Annotated in this window: 14 protein-coding genes, 1 tRNA gene and 1 pseudogene; 11 read left to right on the plus strand and 5 right to left on the minus strand. The window is 37.1% G+C overall.

Annotated elements, in window-relative coordinates; all coding sequences use genetic code 11:
• The first annotated feature begins 9 nt into the window (after positions 1-9).
• The 6 genes and pseudogenes from BCL90_RS18050 (at position 10) to BCL90_RS18075 (ending at position 12,727) form a co-directional block, all read left to right on the plus strand.
• Positions 10-1,491, plus strand: coding sequence for a RagB/SusD family nutrient uptake outer membrane protein (locus tag BCL90_RS18050; protein WP_121285490.1), 1,482 nt, complete (start codon positions 10-12; stop codon positions 1,489-1,491).
• A gap of 772 nt (positions 1,492-2,263) precedes the next feature.
• Positions 2,264-2,500: pseudogene (locus tag BCL90_RS26265) on the plus strand (transposase); the annotation flags it as partial.
• Positions 2,501-3,236: 736 nt separating this feature from the next.
• Complete coding sequence (locus tag BCL90_RS18060) at positions 3,237-6,404, plus strand: SusC/RagA family TonB-linked outer membrane protein (protein ID WP_121285494.1); 3,168 nt, start codon at positions 3,237-3,239, stop codon at positions 6,402-6,404.
• Positions 6,405-6,422: 18 nt separating this feature from the next.
• A complete protein-coding gene (locus BCL90_RS18065) occupies positions 6,423-7,913 on the plus strand; it encodes a RagB/SusD family nutrient uptake outer membrane protein (protein ID WP_121285496.1) in 1,491 nt (496 codons plus the stop codon).
• Between the two features lie 176 nt (positions 7,914-8,089).
• Positions 8,090-11,248 (plus strand): SusC/RagA family TonB-linked outer membrane protein, encoded by a 3,159-nt coding sequence (locus BCL90_RS18070; RefSeq protein WP_121285498.1) that lies wholly within the window; start codon positions 8,090-8,092, stop codon positions 11,246-11,248.
• An 18-nt stretch (positions 11,249-11,266) separates the two neighbouring features.
• Complete coding sequence (locus BCL90_RS18075; protein ID WP_121285500.1) at positions 11,267-12,727, plus strand: SusD/RagB family nutrient-binding outer membrane lipoprotein; 1,461 nt, start codon at positions 11,267-11,269, stop codon at positions 12,725-12,727.
• Positions 12,728-12,795: 68 nt separating this feature from the next.
• On the opposite strand, the gene BCL90_RS18080 is transcribed toward BCL90_RS18075, so the two are convergent.
• Complete coding sequence (locus tag BCL90_RS18080; RefSeq protein WP_121285502.1) at positions 12,796-13,203, minus strand: DoxX family protein; 408 nt, start codon at positions 13,201-13,203, stop codon at positions 12,796-12,798.
• Position 13,204: 1 nt separating this feature from the next.
• Entirely contained in the window at positions 13,205-14,104 is a 900-nt protein-coding gene (locus tag BCL90_RS18085; protein ID WP_121285504.1) for a S66 peptidase family protein, read from the minus strand.
• A gap of 40 nt (positions 14,105-14,144) precedes the next feature.
• Here BCL90_RS18085 and metG point away from each other — a divergent pair, with 40 nt between their 5' ends.
• The 5 genes from metG to BCL90_RS18110 all read left to right on the plus strand — a co-directional run bounded on the left by metG (position 14,145) and on the right by BCL90_RS18110 (position 19,642).
• Positions 14,145-16,253: a methionine--tRNA ligase gene (gene metG, locus BCL90_RS18090; RefSeq protein ID WP_121285506.1), complete on the plus strand. Its 2,109-nt coding sequence runs from the start codon at positions 14,145-14,147 to the stop codon at positions 16,251-16,253.
• A 140-nt stretch (positions 16,254-16,393) separates the two neighbouring features.
• Positions 16,394-16,465: transfer RNA gene (locus BCL90_RS18095), tRNA-Arg, on the plus strand.
• A 312-nt stretch (positions 16,466-16,777) separates the two neighbouring features.
• On the plus strand, positions 16,778-18,049 hold the full coding sequence (locus tag BCL90_RS18100; protein ID WP_121285508.1) for a site-specific integrase: 1,272 nt from the start codon (positions 16,778-16,780) through the stop codon (positions 18,047-18,049).
• Between the two features lie 58 nt (positions 18,050-18,107).
• Positions 18,108-19,160, plus strand: a complete 1,053-nt coding sequence (locus BCL90_RS18105) for a DNA-binding protein (RefSeq protein ID WP_121285510.1) — start codon at positions 18,108-18,110, stop codon at positions 19,158-19,160.
• Positions 19,160-19,642: a type II toxin-antitoxin system death-on-curing family toxin gene (locus tag BCL90_RS18110; RefSeq protein ID WP_121285512.1), complete on the plus strand. Its 483-nt coding sequence runs from the start codon at positions 19,160-19,162 to the stop codon at positions 19,640-19,642. Before BCL90_RS18105 ends, BCL90_RS18110 begins: the two co-directional genes overlap by 1 nt.
• Positions 19,643-19,795: 153 nt before the next feature.
• Here the strand turns inward: BCL90_RS18110 and BCL90_RS18115 are convergent, their stop codons facing one another.
• The 3 genes from BCL90_RS18115 to BCL90_RS18125 form a co-directional block, all read right to left on the minus strand.
• Positions 19,796-20,842, minus strand: a complete 1,047-nt coding sequence (locus tag BCL90_RS18115; protein ID WP_121285514.1) for a hypothetical protein — start codon at positions 20,840-20,842, stop codon at positions 19,796-19,798.
• Positions 20,805-22,646: an AAA family ATPase gene (locus tag BCL90_RS18120; RefSeq protein WP_121285516.1), complete on the minus strand. Its 1,842-nt coding sequence runs from the start codon at positions 22,644-22,646 to the stop codon at positions 20,805-20,807. Before BCL90_RS18120 ends, BCL90_RS18115 begins: the two co-directional genes overlap by 38 nt.
• Before the next feature lie 194 nt (positions 22,647-22,840).
• A complete protein-coding gene (locus tag BCL90_RS18125; RefSeq protein WP_121285518.1) occupies positions 22,841-24,835 on the minus strand; it encodes an SEFIR domain-containing protein in 1,995 nt (664 codons plus the stop codon).
• Positions 24,836-24,883 lie beyond the last annotated feature (48 nt).

The following is a 24,883-nucleotide window of genomic DNA, read 5'->3' on the forward strand; positions in this document are numbered from 1 at the left end:
CTTACTAACATGAAAAATAATAAATATATATATATCGCATTTGCACTTCTGGTGTTTGCAAGTGGATGTAAAAAAAGTTTCTTGGATGAAAGACCAAGTGAAAAAGTTTCTCCGGAGCAGATTAGTGAGGAGGCATTGAGAGATCCTTCTGTATTAAATGCTTATACAAGAGGCTTATATTCCAGTATGTATAATACTGGAACGGGTGGTACAACAGGGCATGATGATTTTGGTCAAAAGGGTTATGATATCTTTTCAGATATGTTGGCTTCAGATATGGCACTAGGATCACTTAATTATGGTTGGTATAGCACAGTGGTCAGGTATCAGGCTACAAAAGATTTTACTCAGAATGCTGCGTATATTCCATGGCGTTATTATTATAAAATCATTTTTGGAGCAAACTCTTTAATAGATGTATTGGGTGGTAACAATGCAACCTTTACTAACAAAACCCTTGCATATAGTATGGGGCAGGCAAAAGCCATGCGTGCCTATGCATATTTTTACCTAACACAATTCTATGCACCGAAAGGCTACGGTACCGGAACTGAAAAAATTCTTCCACTGTATACCGATGCTAAAACAACGAACCAGCCTTTAGTTACTTCTGCTGTAATCTTCGATCAGATGATTAAAGATTTAACAGAAGCAACAACATTGTTGGCTGATTATGGTAGAGGAAGTAAAGGAGAAATAAATGCAGATGTTGCCAAAGGCTTATTAGCTTATGTTTATGCTGCAAGAGGTACCGCTTCAGATTTAGCACAAGTTGTATCATTAACAGATCAGATCGTTCCTAAATTCCCGATTTTAGCTAAAGCAAATGTAACCACCGATGGATTTAACAATCTATCAAATAGTGCCAACTGGATGTGGGGAGCTGATCTTCAGATTTCAAGTAACCTTGATTTGATTTCTTGGTGGGGCCAAATTGATATCTTTACCTATAGCTACGCATGGGCTGGAGATCCTAAATTTATCGACGATAAGTTGTACGCTTCTATCCCTGAAGATGATGCCCGTAAAAAACAGTTCGACGATAACGCAGATTATGGAGGCCTGTTGCCAACAGGAAAATTCTTTGATCCTGCACGGATTGAAGGTGGACAAAGAACGGTAGTTACCGATTACGTTTATATGCGTGTTGAAGAAATGATTCTTTTAAATGCAGAGGCAAAAGCAAGATTAAATCAAGATGCACTTGCCCGAACTGAATTAAAGAAGCTATTAACTGAACGTGTTCCTAACCCTAATTTTGTTGATGCTTTAAGTGGAGAAGATTTAAAAGAAGAAATTTATAAGCAAACACGTATAGAGCTTTGGGGAGAGGGAAAAGTTTATCTGGCAATGAAACGTAACAAACACTCTATCACAAGAGGAACAAATCACTTGTTCTTTTCTGGAAACACCTTTGCGTACGATGCTGACGAACTTACCTTTCCAATACCACAGGCCGAAGTGATTAATAATCCAAATCTTAATAAATAATTTTATACAAACAAAAATTAACAGAACGCCGGCTTTCTCTCGAAAGCCGGCGTTCTGCGTTTATGGTTATTCAATAGTTTACATGCGGATAAATGTTTTTCATTCACTGCAGTATATTCATGTATTAATACATTTAAAACTTTGATATGAAGGATTTAGGTTCTTAGATCTAAAACGCTTAAATGCACCACTAAACAGAAGTGCATCAAATTACACAGTCGCTTTAGCACAAACGTTAACTGAAACGGCAAGCCATGCCATCTGGCAGTGGTTAGTTCCTCAAGATGAATCAATGCAAATGCGGCTATTGGTACCGGTGGACAAAATCCTTAAGGTTAAAGTAAGTTATGGGCTTAATTATTTGATTATCAACAATTATTAATTACCGCTGTGAAATAACCATGGTATTTGAGGATTTTAGTTGCCAACTAAACCAATGCTATGATTAGTAGCGAGTTAAAGGTAATAAATCTTTCTGTGAACTGTATGATTTTGTTACCGCTTTTGAAAAACAAATGGCTGCTCATTTAATCCATTCTGGCAAGCCAAGATCTTTAAGCCGACCAGAAATAAGCCTTTCTGAAATGATGTGCATAGAAATTCTCTATCCAAAACAGCGGCTATAAATATTTTCAATACTACTCCCAGCAGGAAGTTGAAAAAGGACATGTAAACAGTTATTGCCCTGTAGCTCCATGCTACGGAAGGTTTGTGCAGTTAAAGCCGCGGATGCTCACTTGCCTGGTAATTTACCTGAACCTTTGCAGGCAAGGGATTTATTAACGAAAAAGCATCAGAAAGTTTGATGAACAAAGGCTTATTACTAATAACTAAGCTAAAAAAGAATATGAAAAGCAAACTCTTGACAACGCAACATAAAGTGCTCCTCAACAAGAGAGGCCTGATAGAATGGGTAAACGATATTCTAAAAACTGTATGTGATATTGAACACACCAGACACCGCAGCCCAATCAATGCTTTAGTGAATCTTTATGCAGGTTTTTGCTAATATTCCTGGATTGATAGAAAACCTAGCATATTTTTAATCGGCACACATAACTCACGTTATTTTAGCTTTTTCAGGAGTATTAAGTTATTACGACTTATATCGTAATATGTTCAATATACCGTATGTTGTTTTTAGTAAAGAGATGTCTGCGGCAGATGATTTTTTATTTAAAGTTAATTTTTAAGATTTACCCTTGGTTAAATAATGTTTTAATTCTATTTTAATCTAATTGTATCTTTTTGGATGAATTTTTTCATTTATTGGTAATGACCATAACAGTTTATTGTGTATGGGAATCCAAAAAACTTACTTTTTGCTTAGTTTTGGTTAAATCAATAATTTTTTTTGGGCTTTTTGGATTTGCATGTCGTTTTTCTAAATGCTATATTGCGTTATTAACCGAAACTAGATCAACTTTTATGAAAACTCGTGTAGAGATTATTATTTCTATACTGTTATTGCACCGGAGCAGTAACAACATGAGAATAATAATGGGCGCTAAATGCCCATAAAATCAGTTCCAGGTAAATATCAAACTAAAAATGCAGCTTTTGAGAACCACATTAGTTGCATGTAGGGTGTACATGGAAGGATTACGCATTGTTTTCTAAATAATCAGTTTGTTTAGCTCGATTTAATTATATGGAATAAAAAATATTATTTTTTATTGTAGAATTTGAATTACAAAATACTAAATCCTATATTGTATTATTATTAACTAAACTAAACTTTTTTTATGAAAAAACTTCTACAAAGTTTGTTCATATTGCTGTTTATTGCCACCTCAGCAATAGCGCAAGATCGAACAATCACCGGAACAGTTACGGGTAAGGAAGACGGAATGCCGCTTCCTGGTGTAAGTGTTAAAATTAAAGGCGCTTCTGGTGGAACTACAACCGGAGCCGATGGTAAATACACGGTTCGTGTAACTTCAAGGGCATCAGTTTTAGAATTCTCTTATATTGGTTATGTTACTCAATCAAGATCAATTGGTGGAGGATCAACAATTAATATCGCTTTAGAGAGCGATTCGAAAACCTTAACGGACGTTGTGGTTACTGGTTATGGCGTTACCAAAAAGAAAGATTTCACTGGATCTGCATCTAGTGTTAAGGGTGAAGATTTGAAAGATAAGCCTGTACAAAGTTTTGTGCAGGGCTTAACGGGGCAGGCTGCCGGTGTTAGCATTATTCAGCCAAATGGTTTGTTAAATAATCCTCCTGTTATTCGTGTAAGGGGCGTGAGTTCGATTTCACTTAGCTCGTTTCCATTGGTAGTGGTTGATGGGATTCCTTTTCCAACTACTGATGCTTCAGCAAACTCTGCAACCAATAACCCGCTTGGTGATATCAATCCTGCCGATATTGAAACCATCGATATCTTGAAAGATGCGGCTTCAACCGCACTTTATGGATCAAGGGCAGCAGCTGGTGTTTTGGTAATTACAACCAAAAAAGGTAAAACAGGTGATGCTAAAATTACATATGATGGATGGTATGGTGTTAACAATGCTGTGCGTTTGCCAGAACTTTTAAATGCTCAGCAATACATCGATAGTAAAAATACTGCAATTGCAAATGCCTTGGTTTTAAATCCAAATGCAGTACCTGCATCGCAGCGTGATGCAAATAACAAGAGTTTCTTTCCAAGTTATAATGCAGACGGTTCCATTGTCGATACCAAATGGTATGATGAGGTTTACAGAACAGCTCAATCTCAAAATCATAACGTAACTCTAAGTGGTGGTACCGCAAGAACAACTTATTATTTATCAGGTGGGATTTCGGACCAGGATGGTTTCCTTAAAAACAATAGTTTTAAGAGATATTCTGCCCGTATAAATGCAACGCATAAAGCTACAGACTGGTTAAGTTTAAGCATGAATGTAAATTATAATAACAGTATCAATCGTGCACCTAATAGCGGATCAGCACCAGGTGCGGCATTTAACTCATCAGGATTGGGTCGTATTGCAATTGCTATTGCGCCTAATGTTCCTGTTTACAATGCTAATGGTAGTTATAATATTTCAGCTAATAACGTAGGTAACGCAGCAAACTTAATTACCAGTACATGGGCGCACCCAACGGTATTGGTTGATAAGGATTTAAATAGCTCAGAAAACAACAGGTTTTTAACTAACCTTGGTGCGGATTTCAAGATTATCGACGGATTAAATTTTAGGTCTAATTTCTCTTGGGAAAGAGCCAATACAGAAAATCTTCAATTCTGGAACCCACTTCAAGGTGATGGATACTCTTTTAATGGCTACGCTTATAACAATACGGCCAGAAGAAATAACTGGAACTGGATTAATACATTACAATATTTAAAAACATTCAACGGTGTACATAATTTAAGCTTAACAGTTGGCAATGATGTACAGAATACAAGAACGGTAAACTGGGGCGCCATCCGTCAGGGATTAGGTGATCCAACTTTCTTCAACCAGTTTCAGGGAACTTTCACCACAAATGTACCAGGAGGTAATAGCATTAATGAAATTGCATTTCAGGCTTATTTAGCCAGTGCCAGCTATAACTATAAGGGTAAATATTACTTAAGTGCTAACTTTAGAAGAGATGGTAATTCCGCACTTTCATCAGAAAACAAATGGGGGAACTTTGGTGGTGGATCAGTAGGATGGACAATCTCAGAAGAAGGATTCTTTAAAAACTCATCACTAGGTAAAACAGTTAATTTGTTAAGGGTAAGAGCGAGTTATGGTAGAGTTGGTAATGCAAATGTTCCTGCTTATAGCGAATATACTACTTATAGCCCAGGTCTTTATGGCGTAACTCCTTTCGCATGGATTTTTGGACAGGCAGGTAATAAAGAGCTGAAATGGGAAACCAGTAACCAGTTAGATTTTGGTTTAAACTTAGCCTTATTTAATAATAGATTAACTTTCGAAGCTGATTACTTTAAAAAGGATATTAACAATTTATTGTTAAACGTGCCTCAGGCCTTATCTAAAGGCATTCCTAATGATCCTCAAGGGACCATCCTTGCAAATGTAGGCTCGATGTATAACAAAGGTTTTGAGTTTGCATTAGGTGGTACACCTGTTAAAACAGATAAATTCTCATGGACAGCCAACTTAAACTTTACTACCATTAAAAATGAGGTAACAGCTTTAGATCCTAACGTTTCTCAGATTATTGGTACAACTGGTGGTTTAGAATCTGCAAGTGTTACTAAAGTAGGTGAATCAATTGGTAGTATTTACGCGGTAAAAACAAACGGGGTAAATCCTGCAAATGGTAGAAGAATTTATATCAATGCTGCAGGCCGTGAAGTTCAGTACCAACATTTTGGCGGGGCTAATGCATGGACCTATCTTGACGGAACACCAGCTCCTTCTCCAGCGGGTGATGCACAGGTTATAGGCGGAACATTGCCTAAATGGTATGGCGGTTTTAATAACACATTCAATTATGGTAACTTCGATTTAAACCTGATGTTTACTTTCTCAGGTGGAAACTATATCTATAATGGTTCTCGTGCCGGTTTGTTAGATCAACGAGTATGGAATAACTCAACAGAGATTTTAAATGCATGGACGCCAACAAATACTCAAACTAATATTCCAAGAGTGGTATATGGTGATAACGTTTCAAACGGTTCTTCGTTTGCAATTGACGCGAATGTGGAGAAGGGTGATTTCTTACGTCTTCAGGCAGCAACTTTTGGTTACAGAATTCCAAAAACTGTTTTTGGTAAATCAGGAATTAACAACATTAGGGTTTACGCATCAGTAAACAATGCTTTTTTGATCACGAACTATACTGGTGTAGACCCGGAAATCTCGACCAATGGTAACAGTAACCTGGCTAGTGGAGTAGAGCGTAACTCTATCCCTCAGGGCAGATCATTTACATTTGGTATTAGTTTAGGTTTGTAATATTAATAAATAAGATTCATGAAATTATTTCATATAAAAACATATAAATTGAAGGTAGCTACAGCTGCTATTCTTGCAATTCCACTAGTTGGGTCTATTTCTTCTTGTAAAAAAGAATTCCTGGAAAAAGTGCCTGAACTTACTTTACCAGATCAGGATGCCTTTGCTAACCCTACCAGAGTTTTAGGCCAAATCAACGGACTTTATTCTTCTTCAAAAAATGGTTCCTTATTTGGCGGAAGATATCTGATCTATAATGATATCAGGGCTGAAGAATTTGTTAACAGAACGGGTAATAGTGTAACGGGTTATGATGTTTATCAGGGTACAAATAACTCGACCAATACTTATGTTGCCAGCTTCTTTTCGCAAGCATACTTAACGATTAACAGAGCAAACCTTTTTTTAGATGGATTAGCTAAGAATAGTACAGTTTTAACGCCTGCATTAAATGCAAATTATGCTGGCGAAGCTAAATTTATCAGGGCATTAAATTATTTTGCATTGATTCAGATTTTTGCCAAGCCTTATGTTTCTGATGCAGGAGCATCAAGAGGTTTGCCATTGCGTTTAACCCCCGAAACATCTTTGGCAAATAACGCATTGAAAAGTAGCACGGTTGCTGCAATATATGCTCAAATTCTAAAGGATCTTGATGAGGCGGAAGGAGGTTTGCCAGATACTTATGGAACTGCTTTGCTGCGTACAACCCGTGCACACAAAAATACAGCGATTGCTTTAAAAACCCGCGTATATTTAGCTATGGGAAATTATGCAAAGGTTTTGGAGGAAGGTAATAAATTGGTTCCGGCGACGGCGCCATTTACCAATTCTGCCAGAACTGCCCATGCATTGCAGGCAAATGTTGTAAACGTTTTTGCTGCACCTTTTACCACCTCAGAGTCTATTTTCTCTTTCCCAATGGCAGATACAAACGCCCCGGGAACACAGAATCAATTAGGTTATTATTACAGCTGGGCCGGAAACGGAAACCTGGAGTTTTCATTAAACAAAACAGGTGCTGGAATTTATGTAGATCCTGCATGGCCAGCTACAGATGCGAGAAAATCTGCTTTAACACAAGATGCAACCATTTCTGGCGTGGCCCATTCATATCCTATCAAGTATGGTGCAGTGTCTCCATTTACTGATTTTGTGCCGATAATCAGATATGCAGAAATTTTGTTAAACGTAGCTGAAGCTGAAGCGTTAGCCCCAGGAGGTAATCTGGTTCGTTCTAAAGCATTATTGCAAGCGGTTCGTACACGTTCTGATGCAACATATATTTACGGTGCATTGACAACACCTGCAGCTCTGGAAGCAGCAATTCTTAAAGAAAGAAGAATTGAGTTGCTTGCTGAAGGATTCAGATACAATGATTTAGCCAGGAAAGCAGCGCCACTTCCATCTTTTGGTGCCGGAGCTTCTATTCCTGTTACGGATCAAAGATATACTTTCCCAATTCCCATTGGTGAGTTAAATACCAATCCGTTGGTTAATACTTTCTAACAGGATTTAAACTATAAAAAAGGGATTGCAAATTAATTGTAATCCCTTTTTTATTTGTGCTAATTGAGGTTTTTTGTTGAATATCAAAGAGTTAGGAAATTATAATTGTAAAATTTGCATTACACAATACTAAGTTATATCTTAGGGAAGATTATTAACTAAACTAAACTTTTTTTATGAAAAAACTTCTACAAAGTTTGTTCATATTGCTGTTTATTGCCACCTCAGCAATAGCGCAAGATCGAACAATCACTGGAACAGTTACGGGTAAGGAAGACGGAATGCCGCTTCCTGGTGTAAGTGTTAAAATTAAAGGCGCTTCTGGCGGAACTACTACAGGCGCAGACGGAAAATATTCTGTTAAAATCTCTCAACAAGCTACAGCTTTAGAATTTTCTTCTATTGGATTTTTAAGTCAGAGCAGAAACATCGGTTCATCCAATTCAATTAATGTAACCTTAGAGAGTGACGCCAAAAGTTTAAATGAAGTTGTAGTAACTTCTTTTGGAGTACAGAGAGATAAGAAAAGCCTGGGCTACTCTACAACCAAAATAGACGCAGATGTATTAACCGCATCAAAGGCAACTAATATTACTAATCAGTTTTCAGCAAAAGTACCCGGCGTAAGGGTTCAAGGTTCTGGTGGTGCGTTTACCGGAGCTAGTGTTATTATACGTGGTATGACTACTTTTACCGGAAGCAACCAACCACTATATGTTGTTGATGGTGTGCCTATTGATAACAGTGGTGGTAATACACCTCTGCAAACCGGCCCATCATTATCTAACAGGGCAATTGATATTAACCCTGAAGATGTAGAAAACGTTGTTGTACTGAAAGATGCTGCTGCAACGTCTATTTATGGTTCCAGGGGTGCTTCTGGTGTAATCTTAATCACCACTAAAAAAGGTAAAAAAGGAGAAAAAGGAACGATCACTTTTTCAACGAATTATGCTATTGGTAATATAAACAGACTTCCTGAATATCAGAATGAGTACGCGCAGGGAAATAATGGTCTCTTAACGCAGGCCAATATTGGAAATGCTACTGTTTTGGGTAGTGGTGTATCTACCTCCTGGGGGCCAAAAATTGTAGGGCAAACCATTACAAATTCATTGGGCCAAAAAGAAATTCTGCAGGCATACCCAGATAATGTTAAGGATATCTTCAAACAATCTTATAATTTACAGAACAATTTAAGTTTTAGTGGAGGAACGGAAAAGTCCACTTTTAGAATTGCTTATGGAAACTCCACAGAAACCTATTTATTGGATAATAATAAGTTGAAGAGGAACAATTTAACTTTCAGCGGTACTACTGATGTAACCAGTAAATTAACAGTTGGAGCATCCATTACGTATACCAATACATCTTCAATTAGAACACTACAGGGAAACCAGTTATCGAACCCTTTATTCAGGGCTTATTTTACACCAAGATCATATAATCTGACCGATCTTCCTTTTGAGGACGCTAACGGAAATCAGTTATGGTTTGGTGGAGAAGACAATCCTTATTGGTCAATCAAATACAATAAATATAATGATGAGGTTAACCGTGTTTTAGGAAATGTTAATGCCAAATATAAGTTTACGGATTGGTTAAATGCAGATCTAAAAGTAGGATCGGATTTCTTTAACCTAAAAAGTAAAGGATTTGATGAAATTGGAAACAGAGGCGGAGGTTTCGCCGGAGCTAACTCTAGATTAGTAGGAGGAATTGTAGATCAGGTTAACAACGTACGTAATGTTTCATCTTATTTTACGGTGAATGCAAATAAAACGTTTGGAAATTTCAATTTAAGCGGTACCATTGGTAATGAAATCAATCAGAACTACATAGGTAACGCACAGGTAACAGGCTATACCCTGGTTGTTCCGCACTTCAATAATCTTAAAAATGCATTGACATATAATCCTGTATTTGGATCAAGTAAAACACGTTTGATGGGTGTTTTTGCAGATTTTGTAGCTGATTATAAAGGTTACTTATCACTAAATGTAAAAGCAAGAAACGATTATTCTTCAACTTTGACGCAAGCAAACCGGTCAATTTTTTATCCGGCAGCGGCTTTAAGTTTTGTAGCAACGGATGCTTTCCCAGAACTTAAAAGTGAGCGTTACGTGAATTTAATTAAACTGCGTGCCAGTATTGGAGAAGTAGGAAAAGGAGCATCAGCTTACAGTACAGAAACGTATTATGATAAATCTGCAGCAAGTGATGGAACGGGTGCAATAATTAACTTTCCTTATAATGGTTTAGCTGGATTTACCTTGAATGATGGCGCTGGAAATCCAGATATCACTCCAGAATTCACCAGGGAGATTTCATTTGGTACAGAGTTAGGTTTTTTTAGAAACAGGTTAACCGTAGATGCAACTTATTATATCAGAAACACCAGAAGCGTAATCCTTTCTGTCCCTTATTCTGCTACTTCAGGGATAACTTCTGTAGTTAAAAATGCAGGGAAGCTCTCTACAAAGGGTTTTGAACTTTTGATTGGTGGTACTCCATTAAAAACGGCAGATTTTTCATGGGATGTTAGTGTAAATTATACCAAGTATAAATCAATTGTAGAAGAACTTGCTCCTGGCGTTACCGTTATAACTTTAGGAGGATTTACTACTCCAAATATCAGACTTGTAGCTGGCGATGAATACGGCCAGATTTATGGTTCAGCTTACCAAAGGAATGCGGAAGGTAAACTTTTGATAAGCCCAACAACTGGTTTGCCCCTTGCGAGTGCAGATGTAGTTAAAATTGGTAATCCGAACCCTAAATATACAATGGGGATTAGCAATACCTTTACCTATAAAAGTTTTTCACTTTTCACATTGTTAGATATTCGTAAAGGTGGGGACCAGTATTCAAGAAACATTGCCGATGTGCAGCGTAATGGTGTTGCCGCAGAAACAGGCGAATTCCCACGTTTCGAAGCAGATGGTGTAACTCAAACTAAACCTTATCTTTTTGAAGGTGTTTATGCCTCGGGAGCAAATGCGGGTAAGCCCAATACCATTAATGTAAGAGCACAAGATTATTATGGTAATACAGGTAAATATGTAGCTGCAGAAGGATATATTTATGATACCTCTTGGTTTAGACTGCGTGAAGCTTCATTAAGCTATCGTTTACCATCAGGTTTAATAGGTAAAAATATATTTAAAAGTATCGAATTGGGTGTTTTTGGACGTAACTTATATTTAAAAGCTAAAAATTATCCTCACTTCGACCCAGAACAAAATGCACTTGGCATCAGTAATGCTCAAGGTCTTGAATTTAATTCATTGCCAAGTACCAGAACTTTTGGCGTAAATCTTAAAATTGTATTATAATTTTAAATAGTAAAATTTATGAAAAAATTTAAATATAGTGTCATAATTGCCTTTTTAACTATAGGCATTCTGACAACAAGCTCATGTAAAAAATTCTTCGATATCAACTCTGATCCTGATGCCGTACTAACCGCCCCTATCGAACAGCAGTTATCTTCCCTAACCGTAAACATGGGTTTTTATGCTGGAAGTGACGTGAATAGGTATACATCATTGATCATGCAGCAGTTTTCTGGACAAAGTAGCGGTACACAAAATAATACACAGCTTTATGAGAAATATTTAATTCAGGGCTCTGATGAGAATAACGCCTGGTCTTCTATGTATGCAACGATTTTAAATGACGCAGAAAACATCATCAAAAATGCGAATGAAACGGGGAATCCTCACTATTCAGGAGTAGCCAAAATTATAAAGGCATATGCTTATCAGATTACGGTCGATGTTTGGGGTGATGTTCCATTCTCTGAAACACAAAAATTAACTGAAAATACACAACCAAAATATGATAGTGCTGAATCGATTTATACAGAGCTCATCAAGCTGTTAGACCAAGGAATTGCAGAGGTGAGTGCAACAACCTCTAATAAATCGCCAGGCACAAACAGCACGATATATCCCGGGGCCTTTTCAACAACAAAAGCAAACTGGATCAAACTTGCAAACACGCTTAAACTTAGAATTTATTTACATTATAGTGAAAAAAATGCAGCATTTGCTAAAGCTCAGATAGATCAATTGATTAACTCTGGAGTGCCATTGTTTGCAAGTAATGCGGATAATTTTCAAATGGCTTTTGTTAACCAAGCAGCTTCAAGGAACCCTATTGATCAACATGAAACAGCCCGTGCAGGTTATTTAGTGGCTAACGATAAGATTGTGACGTTGATGAATAATAAGCTTGATCCAAGACGTCCGTTTTACTTTACACAATTTCCGGCAGGATCTGGTTTGTATAAAGGTGCAATCAGCGGTGATGCTGCATCTCAAAATTATTCTAAGTTACATGCATACTTAAGGGGTTTTGCTAATAATGCCTATACCGGTGATGCGCCAATCAGGATGTTAACATTTGCAGAATATAATTTTATCAGAGCAGAAGCTGCACTTAGGTTCAATTCCCCTGGTGTTGCTCAAACTTTCTTTACTGCCGGTATAACTGCTTCTATGACAGATGCTGGTGTATCTACGGCAAATATTGCAACTTATTTAGCTGCAAACGGAACATTGATTGGTACAACTGATCAACAGCTATCTCAAATTATTACCGAGAAATATATTGCAAGCTATGGTGTAATAGTGGAATCATGGACAGATTGGAGAAGAACAGGTTATCCTGCAATTGCTCCACCAGCCAATGCAGTTGTACCTTATGTGCCTAGATCTTTATATTACCCTCAATCTGAAATAGATTTAAATCCAAATGCTAAGCAAAAGCCAGGTTTAAATGTGAGAGTATTCTGGGATACCAGACAGTAATTATATAACAGATTATAAATAAAATGCCCTAAAGCAATCGCTTCAGGGCATTTTCCGCTTTAAAGCACCTACTTCTTATCTACACTATATTTCCCCGGACCAATAAAAATCAACCCGAAAAATACAATGCCCAATTCAATTGCGTGGCTGGCGCCTTGTAAGCCATCGCCTTTGCCAAAATGAACCAGTGCGGCGATAATCATCGTAAAGATTAATAAGATTAATGCCGGACGGAAAAACAATCCCACAATCAAAAGGAAACCACCAAAGGTTTCGGAAACGGCGGCCATAAAACCCCAAAATACAGGTAAAAAGTTTATACCAATTACTTTCATACTTCCTCCTAAACCTGTCCAGCCGTCTGGCCCGCCTGCAAGTTTCGGGAAACCATGAATAATAAACATTACACCTAAACCAATACGGATCAGCAACAAGCCTGTATTGCGGTATTTTCCTAAATTGTCTAAAATAGCCATCTTATAAATATTTAAATTGAACGTTATTTGTTTCTATTTTTAAATTCACCTCAGTACCTAAAACCATACTGAGGTTATTATTAATATGCCCCGTTGGGAAATTAAAGCAAACAGGGAAATCATATTCCTCAACAATATCCCAAATTACCTCATCGGCAGTTTGTCCGAAAGAGATCTTTTCATCTTCAATTTCATTAAAAGCACCAACAACTAATCCTTTTAAATGGCTGAGTTTACCTGCCCGCTTTAACATGCGGAACATGCGGTCAATGCTATATTCATGTTCTCCCACATCCTCTATAAAAAGAATTTTACCTTGGAAGTCCATCTCTGATACCGAACCCTGTAACATGGCCAATAAAGTTAAATTTCCGCCAATCAAAATTCCTGTTGCCTCTCCTGCCCTGTTTTTAAATGTACTCTCAAATTCGTAGGACTGTTTTTGGCCGAATAAAGCCTTATGCAGAGAAATTAACGCTTCTTCAGTTGATTCCTCAAAAGTATAAGGCATTTGTGCGTGCATGCATTGGGTATTGCATTGCGCAATCAGGTGCGATAGTAGAACCGTAATATCGCTGAAGCCTACAAACCATTTAGGATTCTTGTTAAACGCTGTAAAGTCCAGGTCATCAATAATCCGGATGGTGCCATAACCGCCACGGCCCGAAATAATGGCTTTTACAGATGGATCATCTAAAAAGCGCTGAATGTCTTTAGTTCTTAAAGCATCGGTTCCTGCAAACTGGTGATGGCTGGCGTACACACTTTCGCCAATAATAACCTCCAAACCCCAGCTTTCCAATAACGCTATGGCATGGTCTATACGTTTGGGTAATTTCTTTGCCGGACATACCAGGGCAATCTTATCTCCTTTTTTTAAATACGGGGGCTGCTTAATCATCTTCAAAACACTTATCTTTGCCAAATTAATAAAAATTGTTTTGGATAATAGTAAAATAAAAAGATATACCGTAACTGCAGCGCTTCCATATACCAATGGGCCAGTTCATATTGGGCACCTGGCAGGTGTTTACATCCCTGCAGATATTTATGCACGTTATTTAAGGTCAAATAAACGTGATGTAAAATTCATCTGTGGTTCTGATGAAAATGGCGTACCCATTACTTTAAAAGCCAAAAGAGAAGGAATTACGCCACAGGAAGTGGTAGATAAGTACCATAAAATTATTGGCGATTCTTTTAAAGAGTTTGGCGTATCTTTCGATATCTATCACCGCACTTCATCGCTTACGCATCACCAAACTGCTGCTGATTTCTTTGAAACACTTTATGAAAAAGGGGTGTTTACAGAAGAAATTACCGAACAATATTACGATGCTACAGCAAAACAATTTTTAGCCGATCGTTACATTACAGGTACCTGTCCTAAATGCGGTAACGAAAATGCTTATGGCGATCAGTGCGAAAATTGCGGTTCTACACTTAATGCTACCGATCTAATCAATCCAAAATCTACCCTATCAGGCGATAAACCAATTTTAAAAGAAACCAAAAACTGGTTTTTACCGCTTGATAAATACGAAGACCGTTTACGTACCTATATCGAAAGCCACAAAGAATGGCGCCCGAATGTATACGGCCAATGCCAAAGCTGGTTAAATGCAGGTTTGCAGCCAAGAGCAATGACACGTGATTTAGATTGGGGCGTTCGTGTTCCGCTTCGCGATGCTGAAGGTAAAGTGCTTTATGTGTGGTTTGATGCGCCTATTGGATATATTTCTGCAACCAAAGAGCTTTGTAATTATGCAAAACTCGACGTGTGGAACCCTAAAGCAGAAGAATATTACATCAGCAGTTACGAGAATGATAAATGTGGTTGGGAAGAATACTGGAAAAGCGACGAAACCAAGTTGGTTCACTTTATCGGTAAAGATAACATCGTTTTCCACTGCATTATTTTCCCAGCAATGTTAATGGCGCATGGCGAATATACTTTGGCCGATAATGTGCCTGCAAACGAATTCTTAAACCTGGAAGGACAAAAAATATCGACTTCTAAAAATTGGGCAGTTTGGTTAAACGAATATTTAAGAGAGTTTGAAGGGAAACAAGATGTATTGCGTTATGTATTAACTGCAACAGCTCCTGAGACTAAAGACAACGATTTTACCTGGAGAGATTTTCAGGCAAGAAACAACAATGAACTGGTAGCCATACTCGGGAATTTCGTAAACCGGGTTATGGTGCTTACGCATAAATATTTTAGTGGTTCGGTACCAACCTGTATGGAGATTACCGAAGTAGATCAGGCTGTTATTGATGAATTGGCAGGTTACCCGGCAAAAATCTCAGCTTCTATCGAAAACTACCGTTTTAGAGAAGCGCTATCTGAAGTAATGAATGTTGCCCGTTTAGGAAATAAGTACCTGGCCGAAACCGAGCCCTGGAAACTCATTAAAACTGACGAAGACCGGGTAAGAACCATCTTACACATTGCGCTTCAAATTGCTGCTAATATCCAGATCCTGATTGAACCTTTCTTACCATTTACAGCAGAAAAGTTAATGAAGATGCTCAAAAATGGCGGTCATGACTGGGATGATGCTGGTACAGTTAGCCTGTTAAAACGTGGTCACGATATTGGAGAAGCTGTGCTCTTATTTGATAAAATTGAAGATGCAGAAATCGACTTCCAAATCGAGAAATTGAATCAAAGCAAAGCCAGTAATGCTGCTAATAATGTTGTTGCTGTTCCGGCAAAAGAGAATATCCAGTTTGACGATTTCTCGGCAATGGATATCCGTGTAGCCACCATTGTTGCTGCCGAAAAGGTAGAGAAAACCAAAAAGCTGTTAAAGCTAACGGTAAATACAGGCATTGATGAAAGAACCGTGGTTTCTGGCATTGCCGAATATTATAAACCTGAAGATATAGTGGGGAAACAGGTAAGTATGATCGTAAATCTTGCTCCACGCGAAATCAAAGGAATTCTATCGCAGGGAATGATCCTGATGGCCGAAAATGCCGAAGGCAAACTCTCTTTTGTGGCACCTGTAGAAAAGTTCCAGGAAGGTAGTGTAATTAGATAGTGTTTGCCTGCCGTAATTAAAAATATAAAGTCATTTGATTAATTTCAAATGGCTTTTTTATTGCTTATTCACATACAGTAATAAGCTTGTTAAAATGAATTCTCTTGCGAGAAAACTTTTGTTATATTTGCGCAACAAATGGTCCCGTAGTTCAACGGATAGAATAGAAGTTTCCTAAACTTTAGATATGAGTTCGATTCTCGTCGGGACCACTTCCTTAGATTCAAACCAGAACATTGCCGCACAAATCGTTGATTTTCAAGGCTTTGTTTTGGTTTTTATAACACATTAAGACTCGTTTTCGACCATTCTGAATGGTTAATTTTGGTGAGTCGAAAACTGATGATTTTTTGTAAAACACTGTAAGTCAGTAGATTGATTGAAATATCAAAACCGGAATTATTCCGAAATGTTCGGGTGCTGGATTATTTTGTAAGATATTGATTTACAGCTCGTTCGACTGACGAACATCTTGATGACTCACTGGCTCAAATGTACATTTGTTTAATTTTAAATGTATCATTATGAGTTACAATTTTCATCTTTTATTCTACCTGAAAAGACCAAAAAATTTTATCAAGGGCGAGATGATGCCCATCTATTTACGGATTACCGTGAAAGGAAAACATTCGGAATATTCTGTTGGCAGAGAAATTATTCCCAGCTTCTGGTCTGCGCTTAAAGGAAAAGGAACTGGCCTGCGCGAGGAGATCCGGGAACTTAATGATTATCTGGACACGCTGGCCTCAAAAGTTCGACGGTTTCATACCACTCTTGTTGAAAAGGAAGATGAGGTGACAGCGGTGATCTTACGGGATCATCTTACCGGAAAGAATACGTCTAACCATAGCCTGCTGAGGGTTTATCAGAAGCACAATGACAATATGGAAAAACTGATCGGTAAGGGATACAGTTATAGTACGTTTCAAACCTATCAAAGCTCCATCAGGCACGTTAAACAATTTCTTCAGCTCAAATATGAGGTTCAGGACATTAACATCAAAAAGGTGGATTTTAAATTTATCACCGATTATGAGCTATTTCTTAGGATAGATCGAGGAAATAATGCAATGTCTGCCCGGAAATATATTGTTCACCTGAAAAAAATCATGCTGTATTGCCTGGGTGCCGGGTGGATAGTCGGGAATCCATTTTTAAATTATCGAAATACGGCTAAAGCTAAGGCAAGGACTTTTCTAAATATGGAAGAGTTGGATAGGATCAAAAACAGGGAATTTCCACTTGAGCGCTTAAACATCGTTCGTGACATTTTTATTTTCAGTTGCTACACCGGCCTTTCTTATATAGATGTGAAGCAGCTTCGCTTGGATCAGATTACCAGAGGTGATGACGGTAATTTATGGATATTCATCAAACGGCAGAAAACGGAAACTCCCTGTCACATCCCCTTGTTGGATGAGGCGAAAATAATTCTTGACAGATATAAAAATCACAGGATATGCAGATGGAGAAAAGTGGCGTTGCCAGTGCTAACCAACCAGAGGATGAATGGGTACCTCAAAGAGATCGCAGATCTTTGTACCATCACTAAGGTACTTACCTATCATCTTGCCAGGCACACTTTTGCAACCACTATTACGCTTTCAAATGGTGTTCCGATTGAAACGGTATCACAAATGCTTGGGCACAATAGCCTGAAAACAACCCAACATTATGCGAAGGTGATCGATACTAAAGTTAGTACTGAGATGTCTGCATTACAGGAGAAACTATTAGACCGAGATAAGAAGGAAGATGATACTGGTGATATGAAAGTTATGAAGCTCTTTAGATAGATTTGCATTTCACTGATAAATAAATAGTAATTTTATATTTGATCATCAAGAATTAGAAATGAAAGATCTTACCAGTTCTCTTGTAGAACGAAAAAATATACTTAATAATAATCTTGCTCTTAAAGAGGTTTATTCTCAACTCGGAATAGATGGTATCATGTTTGAGAAGAGATATCGTTACACCAAGCAGCAAATAGCAAAATATTTTGATGTAGATCTAAGAACAATTGAGAGGCTTCAGGACACATATCAGGATGAGTTACATGCTAGTGGAACAGAAGTATTGGTAGGTGTTAGACTAAGACAATTTAAAGATATAGTAGCACAACTGACCGACATTGATGTCGGTCAGTTCGAACAAGATAGTAATAACGAGATAGTTGGAACAAGAGCAACAAGCTTAACAGTATTTACATTTCGGGGATTCCTGAATATAGGTATGTTGTTAACAGGTTCAGAACAGGCGAAGGAATTAAGGTCAATGTTATTGGATATAGTTATTGATGTCCTTAACAAGAAATTAGGGGGAACAACGAAGTTCATCAACCAGAGAGAAGACCAATATATCTCCTCGGCAATAAGAGAGGTTAATTACAGGCAGAACTTCACTAATGCTATTGATCTCTATGTTGAAACTGAGAATAAGTTTAAGTATTCACAACTAACAGATAAAATATATGTAAGTATTTTTAAAGAAAATGCAAAGAATTATAAGCAAGTGCTAAAATTAAAGGCAAAGGATAATGTTCGTGATACAATGTATTCTGAGGTCTTAGATCTTATTGCGAGCTATGAAAATGGATTTGCTAGTTTTTTGAAAAAGGAAAGTGAAAAGGTGGGTAAGAAAATCAGGTTGTCAGAAGCAAATGTATTATTTAAAACGTTTGAAGAAATTACTAGTGATATCTACGATCCATTAAGAGAAAAGGCCCGAAGCTTAATGGCAAGTAGGGACATGGCATTTAGAGATGCATTGCACGAACAGCTTAAAGAATATATTTCTTCAGTCAGCCAAGAGGACTTTGATAAGTTTCTTGGAGAGAAAAGCAAATCCCTGGAGGAGCGTTTGAGTGAAAATATGGATGTGTTTGTTCGCTTAAAAGATAGATAATGCAGTTATTATATTTTGACGTGAATCATGCCGTAAGGGAACACGATTTCATAATTGATAAGTCTGGTGGCAGGCACGGATATAAAGATTTAGGATTGGTGGAAAGTGTATTAGAGCACATGACAAATGACCTTTATTATCCAGAAATTGAAGATAAAGCAGCTTTTTTATGCTATTCTATAATAAAAAACCATTCTTTTACTGACGGAAATAAGCGATCTGCGATCGTTCTTACAAGTTATTTTTTAGAAATAAATGGCCTGGGTCATTGTGTTAGCCATTTCATTAGGGAAATTGAAAATTACGCAGTATATGTTGCCGCCAATTTCATCAATCAGGAAGTTCTACATGATATTATCACTTCAATTATTTACGAGGATGATTATACGGAAGAACTAAAAATTGAAATCGCTTCGGCGCTTTCAAACCAACTTCCCATGATATTGGATTCTGAAGAAGAAGAACAGGATGATGCCTTTTAAAGCTTGCCCATGGGCAGTTTATGTGCGCTTATCCTGCCTGGAGCGATTTTTCCCAAAAGATTTTCACCTTTTGCAGAAAAGCCTACAATCTCAAAATTTTTTATGCAACTTGGTCTGGTCGACGAACTAGGCTCGGGTATATTGAATATCTCCTTATATATTGTTAACCTGAACACTAAACTCTTCTGCTACATCTTTTGAGAGTTTTGAGAAAATTCTCTTGTGCAAGCCCTCTTCAGTTAAAAAATTGCCCATAAGAGTTTCGAGCCCATCTTCAGGTGAACTGAATACCGGGTTATCTTCCCAGTTGAATCCATCGATGATACTTTTTATAGTGGTATGGGTGTATAAATGTGCTTTTTTGATAATGTCACTGGCATAATCCTTATGAAATTGGTACCTATCTATTATTGCAAATGCCTCAATGCTTCCTTCCGAGCGAGTGAGGTGGTCAGGATTAGCATGCTCTCTAGCAACTAGATGTAAATCAAATTCCTTTTTATTTACCAGAAAATCAACTGAAGAAATCTTCGTTTCAAATTTATATGCACCCTCCATTCCTTCCAGATAGGGATGTAGATGGGTCTTGATGGAGAAAACTGTTGATCCTTTTACGCTGGCATTGCATACATAACAGGACGGAATTAGGTTATAAAACGAAATTGCAAAATAGGGATACCTTGATTTATACAGAAAGTGGTCAAACTGTGGGCGTGATTTTCCATCTTCAACATCAAAAGTCACCGTAAATTGCCCATTGCAATATGGACAGGTAGTTATATTGAGCGTTCGGGCAAGACCATATGCCAAGCGTTTTTCATACCGTTTTGTAAAGCTTGTTGCATTATGATCATAATTGAAAATGGAAAAGATTATATCATTGAACCAGGTTGTAACATCTGCTTCAATGATTCCGGGGGTTAAATTGCGGTAATTCTGTTTACTTTCCACTATATGCTGATCAAGGGCAGGAATCATGGATTCAAGTACATCTGGTCTTCCAGCTATTATTTTCTCTAAGTTTACCCATACATAGTTTAGAAGCGGAGCCATAGGACCATCGATATGATCATCGATTACTTCCCTTATAGACGACTCCTTATGAAAATATAAATAATGCTGCTGTGCTAGACTATCAAGATGTTCAAGCGTATGAGGTATCTTAATCATCGCTATTTTTCCTTTTTCTTTTTTCTTCAATTTCTGCAAGTCGCACACGCAAAATGCGTTCTTCTTCAGCATCAGAAAATTTCTTGGCCCACATTTCCTGAAGCTTACGTTTTAATAAAGGCTCTCCAATTAATTCAATTGTTTTAAAATAATCATCCAGGGGCTCAACAGTATCTTTATCGTTAAGGTAGTCAATAATCTTTTGAATTTTAGTCTTGGCAAAATCACCCATAACTACCCCATTAAGATAAAAACTTTTGATAAATAATTCATGGATATTTGCTCCAAATGTATTGTCTAGATAGTCATCCTCTCCCAATATTTCAATTCCGTTTTGCTCACTGCGTTTAATGAAAACAATATGGGATGTAGGGAGGTCAGAAGTGAGAAATGGCGTGTTTGTGGTCATAATCAATTGCACCGTGAAGCCTTCAAAAATACTGCTGATAAAATCGAGAGTATGTTTAAAATACTTTCTTTGCCATTCAGGATGATAGCCTGCATCACCTTCATCAATAAGGATGACAATATTTTTCTTTAACTCGCTGCCCGTCCGATGAAAAAGGACATGATTGATCCTGGCAAGAAAAGATAGCCAGGATTGTTGGCCGGTACTTAGGCCTCGCCACGAAAAGTCAAGATAGCTTGTAAATCCTTTTGAAACAAGATAGAGATTCATAAAGGAACGGAAGTCTTTTTCAAGTTCACTGTTTAAGGGAAATACAAGATGAAGATCTTTTCCTGGTTCCTGCTTTAGTTCTATTTTTCCTTCATCTAAAAGAGGCTGTAAACTTGCAAGAAGGCTTAGTAATTTAGATTTTTTATCGGCGATTCCTTTAGATGGATGATTTTCTCCATGAAAATTCTGTTGCTCTAGGTAATCGTTTATGAATCGCTGTATGTTCTCAAGAACATCTCTACCGATAATTGAGAACTTGCCTATGTTATTTAGATTTTTTGCATAGGTATGCTCGGTGTATAAAAAATTTGCAAGAGCGGCGATATAAAAAAGATTAACTACACGTTCCCGAGGTTCATAATCATTATTAAATTCCGTAATCTCATTAAAAAAAAGAGCAACGGAACGCGGGAATTTTTTATCCCGGCTGACTTTTTCATCCACATTGAAATAATTAATTTCGTCTTCGTTTATCAAAATGATGAGTTCATCTGGTCTATCAAAAGGTAGATCATACTCCTTCTGAGAAACGAAAAGTTGTATGGCCTTACTAATTTCGCTCTTAGTAAAAATATCTAAGTCCGTAGCAAAATCGAAAGTCTGATTTTCCGCAGTTCTATGCTCAGATAATAATGAGGTAGTAGATATATTGGAAAGTCCCGAATAGCCCATGGGCTCAGATTTAAAATCCAGAAAAAATGAGTAATTTATATAATCTATGTCAGAAAGGTATTTATCCAGTGTAATACTTTCAGCGTCAATATCAGTGTTCTCATAGGGGATTTTCTTAAACAGTCCCGTACTATCTTTCAAGTTTAAGGACATTCCCATTGGCACTTTTACCACTCCATTATTTTCATCTTCCGTGTAGACAATGATATCATCGTTTACCGTTGTTATGATTCCATATGGAAGATGATGCTTGATGTATTCCAGAATGGTTGATTTTCCAGTTCCGTTTTGACCTACAATAGCCGTGACATTTGCAATGTTACTTTTCTCGAAGAAATTTCTAATAAAACGTGGATTATTGTCTATCGTGAGCGTAAATTGATTTTCCTCTTCAGTTAATTTTATAATAAACCTGGCGGATAGACACACGCTAGCCTTCGTTAAGGATCTAAAGTTCCTTATCCATAAATAATGAATTTCCATGAGCGTTAACAGTTAAAATTCAAATATATTAAATAACCTGCAACAAAACATGGGTTTAAAGATATGCCATAGCTGTAACTCCGTTTCTTTCAGGGAATAATTCCTGAAATTTAATTACGAGCAGCAACAATACTGGTTATTAACGTATTCTTAAAACGAAAAAGGGATACAAATGCAGTCCATTTCTTATTAATTTACAACATTCTCCACTTATCCATATATGGATAATTTTTCCAGAATTTTTCAATCTGATCAGAATTCGAAGTTGTAGGATAGTTATTGAAGCGGTAAAGAGCATCTGGATGGCTTTTTAGTGCGTCAACTGATTTTTCGAAAGAATTAATGCTTCTAATCAAAACCCCGGATTCTTGTTCATTTTTTATTCTCCACCTGCTGGCTTCTCCTTCTTTCCAATCCTGAGCACTGCCTACAACAAGAATAAATTTAAATTTTGTTGCTGCACCAAAGATTTTCTTAACCTCATTTGGATTATCAGTAAAATATTCCTCCCATGATTTTATTTCTTCAACAGCCAATGTTATTTCAAAATTTATCCTTGCGTCCTCATTCAGTACCTTCGTTGATGGAGAAAGCAATTTCAGCAACACCCATTCAGGACCACTCGATGAATCATTCAACCACACGAAATCACAAGTATGCCCATTTAAACCAAGATCATGAAAAATCGGCATTGCTGTGGCCTTTCTTTCGTATGTGTCGTAAAACAAAAAGCTATTTGACTGTATCAGCCCCTTTAGCTCTGGTAACGATCCTTTACTTAAAATTTCTTTTAAGTCGGTTTCAACCCCATTTACATCCCAAACAGGGGCATCAAAATCTTTTTCACCTTCATAATTAGTAACATCAACGGCTTCAAATTGAAATGCAAGTACTCTTTTACTCACAATTTCTGGCTTTGAAGATGCTACAGGTGAAAACTCAAGCGTTTTTACATCCTGTAATTTCGCAAAAAGATCGTTCATTTTGCCTTCATCTGTGAGAGATAAGACAAATCGGCCCGCAAAACCAGCAGGCAGGATGTTTTCGTTAAATTTATCAAAACATACGAAAATATATTTGGTCGGGAATTTCTCAAGCTCCTTCAAAATGAGATTGTATTCAACGCCAACTCCACCCTCGAAAGCGTCTGCCTTCTTTTTATACTCTTTTGATAGAACAACGATAACTTTCGGAGAATCAAAAAATTCCTGGTACATCATTTTTGAAAAATCCAGAGCCGTTTGCTCCTGAAGCTTCATTTTATCATTAAATGCATGGAAACCTTTAGTTCTCAAAAAATTTGTAAAGGAATGCACCTTATCGTTATCGGCCTCATCTGCCCAAGCATAGGTTACAAAAACTTGATCTTTTTTTTGTTTTTCTTCTTTAATTGGCTCAGCCATAGGGTTCTTCTTTAGTTTGTTTGTTCTTGTGTTCTCAAGGAATTCTAAATACAAAAATGTCTCATTAGCTGGAATTATACCGTAAAAATCCTCAAAAGCAAAAGGCCTTTCATCGAAATTTATTTTTTTACCATTGATCAGATCATTGAAAATCTCAATAGCTCTATAATTCCGGGATTGATTCATTTCAGCTTCAACATTAGTTATTTCCTGTTTCAGCATATTTTTCTTTCTTAACGCATTTGTAAAGCGTTCTAAAAAATCATGCTTTAATGATAGAAAATCACTTCCCAAAACCTTTATTCGTTTTTCTTTATTATTGGATAACAGTATACGTTCTTTAAAATGCGAATAATAATAATGATTATGAACCTGTGTTTCTTCCCTTCCTTGCGGCTGCAAAGATAGAGAAAGCTCTCCTGTGGTTAAGTAAAAAACATGAATATAATCCCCATCTAATTTGCTGTTCCAGACGTAAAGCTTATCTAAGTAAGTATCCGCGTCATCTAGCTTTGTTTTAAATTCTAAAATCTGTGCGGTAAGCATTGATTGAAATAATTTATACTTTGGCTCAAAACCAGTAAGCTTATTACAATTTTGACAACGGCAAAAAAAAGCTGGTCCAAGTGTTTTATCGTCTCCCCCAGGATACAATTTGAGGTTTGTACCAATTAGACTATAATGCTCAGCATAAATAGCGATTTGATGATCAAACTGTTTTGTATTTAATATTTTTTCAGCTACTGCTTTTTGCTGCGATGCTGAAAATATTTTCCCTGAATTCATATCTACTCATTACTTTCAGTCATTCTTGGTGTAAAAATGACTATTTAA

The organism is Pedobacter alluvionis (genome assembly GCF_003664035.1).
Lineage (GTDB): Bacteria > Bacteroidota > Bacteroidia > Sphingobacteriales > Sphingobacteriaceae > Pedobacter > Pedobacter alluvionis.